The following is a 7505-nucleotide window of genomic DNA, read 5'->3' on the forward strand; positions in this document are numbered from 1 at the left end:
GAACACATGCGCTATCCGAGTAAGGCCGGCCGATAGAATTTTTCGGACAGGCCTTACTTATTCATGCAGGACATCCACCTCACCTACCTCAACCATCCGGACGTCCAGCAGCTTGCGCTGACCGACGCCGAAATCATCGCCGCCGTGGAGGCAGGCCTGCACGCCCAGGGCCTGGGCCAGGCCACCATCGAGCCCCGCATGCACCTGGTGCCCGAGAAGGACTACCCCGGCCATTTCAACGTGCTGCGCGGCTACATCCGCACGCTGGGCGAACACGGGGTGGCAGGCGTCAAGACGGTGGGTGACTTCTACCGCAACTACGAGCGCGGCCTGCCCTCCGAGCTCGCCATCCTGAACCTGTTCGATCCGAAGACCGGCGTGCCGCTGGCGACCATCGACGCCTCGGACATCACCGACATGCGCACCGGCGCGGTCACCGCGATCGGCGCACGCCACCTGGCGCGCAAGGACTCCAAGGTGCTCGGCCACATCGGGGCGCGCGGCACCTCGTACTGGAACGTACGCCTGCTCGATTCGATCTTCGACTTCGACGAGATCCGCGTGCACTCGCGCCGGCCCGAGAGCCGCGACGCCTTTGCCCAGCGCCTTGCGCAGGACCTGGGCAAGAAGATCACGGTGACCAGCGACTGGGAGTCGACCGTGCGCGGCGCCGACATCGTGGTCGAGGCCTCGCGCCTGGAAAAGCCCGAGCCCCTGCTCAAGACCGAATGGATCCAGAAGGGCGCCTGCGTCATCCCCTACGGCACCATGAGCGCCGTCGAGCTTTCGCTCACCGACATCGTCGACAAGTTCGTCATGGACGACTGGGGGCAGGCCAAGGCCGGCCCCTTCGGCGCTTTGCGTGCGCATGTCGACAGCGGGCGCCTGTCCGAGCAGAACCTGCATGCCGAGCTGGGCCAGATCGTCGCGGGCCTGCGCCCCGGGCGCGAAAGCGATGGCGAGACCACGCTGTTCTGGCACCGCGGCCTGTCGCTGTCGGACATCGCGCTGGGCCACGCCATGCTGGTCAAGGCCGAGCAGCTCGGCATCGGCCAGAAGCTGCGCTTTCGCTGAGCGCGCACGCCATGGCCGCCCCCGTCGCCAACGCCCGCATGTACTCGGCCACGCCCCAGGCGCGCGCCGACTGGAAAGAACTGCTGGCCTGGGTGCTGCAGCATGCAGGGCTCGACTGGCCGGTGATCGACTACGACCCGCCCGCCGCGCTGAACCCGTTCTGGGCGCGCGATGACCTGGGCCTGGCCATGATGTGCGGGCTGCCCTTCGCGCTGCGCCCCCAGCCAGCGCAACTGATCGCCGCGCCCATCCCCGCGCCTGCGCGGTATGCCGGCAAGGCGGTGTACTTCACCGACATCGTGGTGCGTGCGGATGCCCCGTTCGCATCGCTGGAGGACACCTTCGGCCACACCCTGGGCTACACCTTGGCCGATTCGATGTCGGGCGGCGTGGCGTTCCGCACCCACCTGGCGCCCTACCGGGAACGGCAGGGCGAGCGCCGGCTGTATGCGCGCGCGGTGGGCCAGCTCATCCATGCACGCGGGGTCATCGAGGCGCTGGTGCGCGGCGACATCGACGTGGGCCCGCTCGACAGCTACTACCACGACCTGCTGCGCCAGGGCGACTCCGCGTTCGCGGCCCAGGTGCGCACCATCGCCACCACGGCGCCGCGCCCCATCCCGCCACTGGTGGCCACCGTACCGCTGGATGGGCCAACGCTGGAGGCGCTGCGCACAGCCCTGCGTGCCGCCATCCAGGCGCCAGCGCTGCAGGCGCTGCGCGGCCGGCTGCTGCTGGCGGACTTCGCGTTTCCATCCGCGGCCGACTACGCACCCCTGGCTGGCATCGCCCGCCAGCCCGTGCCGGCATTCGAGGAGCTGTGAGGTGAAGGCCTTCTGGCACCGCTACGAGCTGCCGACCGTTGTGCTCGGCCTGGTGCTCTACGCCGCCTGGCTGGCCCTGACCTGGTGGCATGCCTCCATTCCGGTGCTGCTGCTGTTCCTGGCGGGCGGCTACGTCACGCAGTGGCACTTCTCGCTGCAGCACGAGAGCATCCACGCCATGCGTGCCTGGCCAGCCTGGCTGCGCACCGCCTTCGTCTGGCCACCGCTCGGGCTGTGGATGCCCTACCCCCTCTACAACAAGAGCCACAGCACGCACCACGTCAACTTCTACCTGACGCACCCGCAGCGCGACACGGAGAGCTACTACCACCTGCAGGGCGCCTGGCCCGGGCCCGGCAGCTGGCGCTACCGGCTGGTGATGCTCAACCAGCAGCTGTGGTTCCGCATGGTCTTCGGACCCTTCCTCAGGCTGTGGAAGCTGGCGCGCAAGGAGACGCTGCGCGTGCGCTCGGGCGACCATTCCAACCTGCGGCACTGGGCCGCCCATGCCGTGAGCCTGGCGTTGATCCTGGGGTGGGTCATCGGTGTCTGCGACATGCCGCTGTGGAAGTACCTCGTGTGCTTTGCCTGGCCCGGCATGTCGCTGGGCATGCTGCGCACCTTCACCGAGCACCGCTGGGGCGAGCAGCCCATGGAGCGCGTGGCCATCGTCGAATCGAACACCGTGATGGGCGTGCTCTACCTCTACAACAACCTGCACCTGGTGCACCACCGCCAGCCCACGCTGCCCTGGTACCAGATCCGCCGGCGCTTCGTGGACAACCGCGAGGAGATGCTGGCGACCAACCAGCATTTCTACTACCGCGGCTACCTGCAGATCGCGCGGCTGTTCCTGTTTCGGCCCGTCTTCGTACCCCACCACCCCAAGTGGTGAGGTCGGCGCGCTTCCAGTCCTCTTTCCCCCATTCCTTGACCGAGGTAGATCCCCCATGCCCTTTCCCTTCGCCCGCCTCGCCGCAGTTGCCGCCGCATGGGTGTCCCTGGCCGCTGTCGCCCAGGACTACCCGACCCGGACCATCCACCTGGTCGTGCCCTACCCGGCCGGGGGCATTGCCGACAAGGTGGCGCGCGAGACCGCCGAGGAGCTGGGCAAGCGCCTCAAGCAGCCCGTGGTGGTGGAGAACCGCAGCGGCGCCGCAGGCAACATCGGCTTCGACTGGGTGGCGCGCCAGCCGGCCGACGGCTACACGCTGCTGCTGGCCCCGGCGTCGAACCTGACGGTGCAGCCCGCCCTGTTCAAGTCGCTGCCCTACGACCTGGACAAGGACTTCACGCCGGTCTCGCTGCTGGTGCTCACGCCCCAGGTGCTGCTGGTCAACCCGAGCGTACCCGCCACCACGCCCAAGGAGCTGATCGAGTACTCGAAGAAAAACCCGGGCAAGGTCAACTTCGGCGTGAGCCTGGGCGCCTATTCGCACCTGGCGGGCGAGCTGCTCAAGACCCAGTCGGGGGCCGACTTCACCGCCATCCCCTACCAGGGCGCCGCCCCGGCCATGACCGACCTGCTCTCGGGCCAGACACAGTTCATCTTCAACGAGGTGATCACCGCGATCCCGAACGTGCAGGCCGGCAAGCTCAAGCCCCTGGCCGTGGCCTACAAGACGCGCGCGCCCTGGCTGCCCAATGTGCCAACCTTTGCCGAGGTCGGCTACCCCGGCTTCGAGGTCACCTCCTGGTATGCCGTGGTGGCCAAGAGCGGCACGCCCAAGCCCATCGTGGACAGGATCGCCGGCGAGCTCAAGGGCATCATGCAGAGCACGGATTTCAAGAAGCGCTACGACGCGATCGGCGCCTTCACCGTGGGCAGCACGCCCGAGGAACTGGGCAGCTTCATTAAGTCGGAGACGACCAAGTGGGTGGCCGTGGTCAAGCAGGCCGGCATCCAGCCGAACTGAAGGCCGCGCCGCCGCCCGCAGCCCAGCGGCGGGCAGCATGCCGGTTTCACTGCACGCTCAGCACCACCTTGCCGAAATGCCCGCCCGACTGGAGGTGGCGCAGCGCCTGTGCGGCCTCCGTCCAGGCAAAGACCCGGTCGATCACGGGGCGGACCGCGCCTGCGGCATAGGCCGCCACCAAGGCCTCCAGCATGCGCCGCGAGCCGACCGGAATTCCGCGCACCGTGGCCTGCCGACGGAAGATGTCCAGCGGATTGACCGAGCCCTCGGTGCCCCCGAGGTAGCCGATCACGTTGATCTGCCCGCCGGGCCGGATGGCCTTGAGCGACTGCGCGAAACCACCCGGCCCGCCGACCTCCAGCACATGGTCGACACCGTGTCCCCCGGTGAGGCGCAGCACCTCGTCGCCCCAGTGCGGGTTGCGCCGGTAGTTGACGGTGCCGCAGGCGCCGAGCGCCTGCGCGCGTTCGAGCTTCTCGTCGCTGCTGGACGACACGATCACGCGCGCGCCGGACATGCGCGCGATCTGCAGCGCAAACAGGGACACTCCGCCCGTGCCCTGCACCAGCACGCTGTCGCCCGGCTGCAGGCGGCCGGCGGACACCAGCGCGTGCCATGCGGTGGTGCCCGCGCACGGCAGGCTGGCGGCCTGCGCATCGGAGAGCGCCTCAGGCACCACCACGACGCGGTCCTCCGAGGCGACGAACTGCTCGGCCAGCACGCCATCCCGGGGCCCGCCCAGGGGCGCGCCCGCCTCGGCAGGGTGGAAGGCGCCGTCGGTCCAGCGCTCCCAGAAGGACAGGACTACCCGGTCGCCGGGCCTGGTGCGCGTCACCCCTGCACCGACTGCCACCACCTCGCCCACGCCATCGGACAGCGGCACCAGCGGGTGCGCAAAGGGCGTGTGGTAGCGGCCGAGCAGGATCTCCAGGTCGCGATAGTTGAGGGCCATCGCCCGCATGCGCACGAGGACCTCGCGCGGGCCCGGCAGGGGCGCTGGACGTTGTACAGCCTTGAGGCCGCCGAAGCCATGTTCATGGATTTCAAATGCTTTCATTGCCAGGTATTGAAGTGGACACACGGCCCACTGTGCCGCTGTGCGCGAGCGCCTGCAAATTCATTATTTTCAGAATTTTCATGCAAAATTTGGATGATGATCAGTGAGCTCAAAGCCTTTGTCCTATGGGCCGAAACGGGTTCAGTGCAGGCTGTGGCCGAGCGCCTGCCCCTCACGCAGCCGGCCGTCACGCGCCAGTTGCAGCGGCTCGAGAGCCTTCTCGACGTGGCCCTGCTCGACCGCCGGGCCAAGCCGGCACGGCTGACCTCGGCCGGCCAGGCGGTGCTGCGCGAGGCCCGCAAGGTGCTGGCTGCGGTGGACGAACTCAAGCGCGCAGCCTCCGGCAACGCCCAGCCACAAGGCACGCTGCGCCTGGGCGTGGTCCACGCGCTGGCCGATGCGCAGCTGGCCGACGGCCTGGAGGCGCTCGGGGCCCGCTACCCCGGCCTGGGCCTGCAACTGGCCAGCGGCTGGACCAGCGAGCTGCTGCCACGCGTCGACAGGGGCGAGCTCGATGCGGCCCTGGTTTTCATGGCGGGCAGCGCGGGGGTTGTCAGCCCCTCGCCCGGCAGCGTCCTGGCGACCGAGGAGATCGTCTTCCTGGCCGCGCGCAAGGGGGCGCTGGGCCGGCACCCCACGCTGCTGGAACTCAATGCCATCGGCTGGGTGCTCACGCCAGACGGCCTGTGCGGCTCGCGTTCGGCCCTCCAGGCGGCGGTAGAGCGCGCCGGCGCGCAGTTGCGCATCGCGGCCGAAGTGCACGACATCGGACTGCAGGCCTCTCTCGCAGAGCGCGGGCTGGGCATCGCGCTGGTGCCGCGCCAGCGCGCGGCGGCAATGCGGCGCCCGCAGCTGCGCCGCATCACCGTGCCCGGTCTGCGCTTGGCGATGGAGGTCTCGCTGGTGCAGGCGCCCCATCTCGGCGCCTTGCAACAGGCCGTGGACTGGCTCGGGCATCGTCTGGCGCGCCGGGGCGGCCCGCCCTAGCGTCCATTGCCTGCCGCCTTAGCCTTCGCGCAGCGCGGTGCCTGCCGTGTCCCTGCCCCGGGCGGCACCTGCGGCATGGGCGGATGCCAGGGCCCTTTGCGCCATGGCCTCCACGTCGGCCGCAGGCGCCAGCGTCGGCGATGCGCTGATCTCGCCCGCCACCGCGATGCCCAGGAAGCGCAGCCAGCGCCGCATGAACGGCTTCTGAAAGTCGGATCCGTCATCGTGCGGGGCCACCCGGTAGTCGCCCGCGCTCGAATAGACCAGCGTCGCCTGCTTGCCGCACAGCAGGCTCTCGTAGCCGCGTTCGCGCGACCAGCGCCAGTTCTGGCCGGGCAGGGTCACGACGTCGATGAAATGCTTGAGGCGGTAGGGCACGCCGAAATTCCACATCGGCAGGCTGAACAGGTATTCGTCCGCCGCGTTGAAGCGCCGGGAAATGGCGACGGCTTCGCCCCACAGCCGCAGTTGCTCTGCGCTGGCCTGCTGCGCGCGCAGCACCGCGAACTTCGCGGCGATCATGTCCGCGTCGAACGCGGGCAGGGGCAGGTCCCAGACGTTGAGCACGTCGATGGTGGCGCCGGGGTGTGCGCCGCACCAGGCGTCAAGCCAGGCACGGGCCACGGCGCGGGATATAGAGGCCGACTGCATCGGCGAGGCTTCGATGTACAGGAGGTGGCTCATGCGCAAGGTCCTTCTTTGGGGCGGCAGCTGCGTCATGCCTGGTCGATGAGCCGCAAGCCCACCATGCCGGCCACCACGAGCCCGATGAAGAACAGGCGCGCAGGGGCAGCGCTCTCACCCAGCACGACGATGCCCACGAGGGCCACCCCGACCGAGCCGATGCCGGTCCAGATCGCATAGGCGGTGCCCATCGGCAAGGTCTTGAGGGCGTGCGTCAGCAGGTAGATGCTGGCGCCGCCGGCGAGCAGCCCCAGCAGGCCCGGCCAGATCCGGGCCCAGCCGTCGGAAGCCTTGAGCAGCAGCGCCATGGCGATTTCCACCGCACTGGCCGAGAGTAGAAGAATCCATGCCATCGCTTGTCGTCTCCGTGGTCAAAAAGGGATGGCGCGAGCTTAGGGATATGATTTCGAACGCAAAAGTAGGCACCTGTTGGTAACCATGACAATGTTGCAAGACACCGCCGAGGGCGGTGCAAACGTGCTAAGGCAGGCGTGCCCGTCGCGGGCGGCGCTGCACCTCGTGGCGGGCAAGTGGCCACTGCTGGTCATCCCGGCGCTAGCGCCCGGCCCGCTGCGCAACAACGAACTGCTGCGGCGCGTGGAGGGCATTTCGCAAAAGGTGCTTTCGCAGACCTTGCGGGAGCTGGCGCGCAACGGCCTGGTACTGCGCGAAGACCACCGGACGGTGCCACCGCATGTGGAATACCGCCTGAGCGCCCTGGGACTGTCGCTCAGCGAAACGCTGATCGCGCTGGACCGCTGGGCCGAGCGCCACCACGATGCCCTGCGCCAGGCCCGCGAGGACTTCGACGCCGCCTTCATGCCTGATGCAGGCCCGCGGCCTGGGCACCGATGCTATGTAAGCAAATAGTATTTTATGTAACTAAAAGCTAGTGTGCTGTCCCGCAGATAACTGGCATTAGTCGTGCATGCCTTTTGGGTATCCTTGCAACGGAGATACCGC

The 7505-nt window shown here is 68.6% G+C and carries 9 protein-coding genes; 6 read left to right on the forward strand and 3 right to left on the reverse strand.

The features are described 5' to 3' along the window. Nucleotides 1-63: 63 nt before the first annotated feature. From AC07PA_RS21070 to AC07PA_RS21085, 4 genes are read left to right on the forward strand one after another with little or no spacing between them, the layout of a single operon-like run. Nucleotides 64-1074 (forward strand): ornithine cyclodeaminase family protein, encoded by a 1011-nt coding sequence (locus tag AC07PA_RS21070; protein ID WP_494608754.1) that lies wholly within the window; start codon nucleotides 64-66, stop codon nucleotides 1072-1074. A gap of 11 nt (nucleotides 1075-1085) precedes the next feature. Beyond that, complete coding sequence (locus AC07PA_RS21075; protein WP_494608755.1) at nucleotides 1086-1898, forward strand: phosphate/phosphite/phosphonate ABC transporter substrate-binding protein; 813 nt, start codon at nucleotides 1086-1088, stop codon at nucleotides 1896-1898. 1 nt (nucleotide 1899) lies between these two features. Further along, on the forward strand, nucleotides 1900-2793 hold the full coding sequence (locus tag AC07PA_RS21080) for a fatty acid desaturase (protein ID WP_494608756.1): 894 nt from the start codon (nucleotides 1900-1902) through the stop codon (nucleotides 2791-2793). Between the two features lie 55 nt (nucleotides 2794-2848). Further along, a complete protein-coding gene (locus AC07PA_RS21085; protein WP_494608757.1) occupies nucleotides 2849-3814 on the forward strand; it encodes a Bug family tripartite tricarboxylate transporter substrate binding protein in 966 nt (321 codons plus the stop codon). A 46-nt stretch (nucleotides 3815-3860) separates the two neighbouring features. Here AC07PA_RS21085 and AC07PA_RS21090 read toward each other — a convergent pair whose 3' ends face one another. Next, nucleotides 3861-4871: a zinc-dependent alcohol dehydrogenase family protein gene (locus AC07PA_RS21090; protein ID WP_494608758.1), complete on the reverse strand. Its 1011-nt coding sequence runs from the start codon at nucleotides 4869-4871 to the stop codon at nucleotides 3861-3863. 93 nt (nucleotides 4872-4964) lie between these two features. Between AC07PA_RS21090 and AC07PA_RS21095 the strand changes: the two genes are divergently transcribed. After that, nucleotides 4965-5858 (forward strand): LysR family transcriptional regulator, encoded by an 894-nt coding sequence (locus tag AC07PA_RS21095; protein WP_494608759.1) that lies wholly within the window; start codon nucleotides 4965-4967, stop codon nucleotides 5856-5858. A gap of 18 nt (nucleotides 5859-5876) precedes the next feature. Here the strand turns inward: AC07PA_RS21095 and AC07PA_RS21100 are convergent, their stop codons facing one another. Together AC07PA_RS21100 and AC07PA_RS21105 are read right to left on the reverse strand one after the other, a co-directional pair. Next, nucleotides 5877-6542 carry an FMN-dependent NADH-azoreductase gene (locus AC07PA_RS21100; protein ID WP_494608760.1) on the reverse strand — a complete coding sequence of 222 codons (666 nt, stop codon included), beginning with the start codon at nucleotides 6540-6542 and terminating at the stop codon, nucleotides 5877-5879. Between the two features lie 32 nt (nucleotides 6543-6574). After that, nucleotides 6575-6895 (reverse strand): DMT family transporter, encoded by a 321-nt coding sequence (locus tag AC07PA_RS21105; protein ID WP_494608761.1) that lies wholly within the window; start codon nucleotides 6893-6895, stop codon nucleotides 6575-6577. Nucleotides 6896-6986: 91 nt separating this feature from the next. Here AC07PA_RS21105 and AC07PA_RS21110 point away from each other — a divergent pair, with 91 nt between their 5' ends. Continuing rightward, a complete protein-coding gene (locus AC07PA_RS21110; RefSeq protein WP_494608764.1) occupies nucleotides 6987-7412 on the forward strand; it encodes a winged helix-turn-helix transcriptional regulator in 426 nt (141 codons plus the stop codon). Nucleotides 7413-7505 lie beyond the last annotated feature (93 nt).

It is taken from the genome of Acidovorax sp. GW821-FHT09B03, from assembly GCF_059418305.1.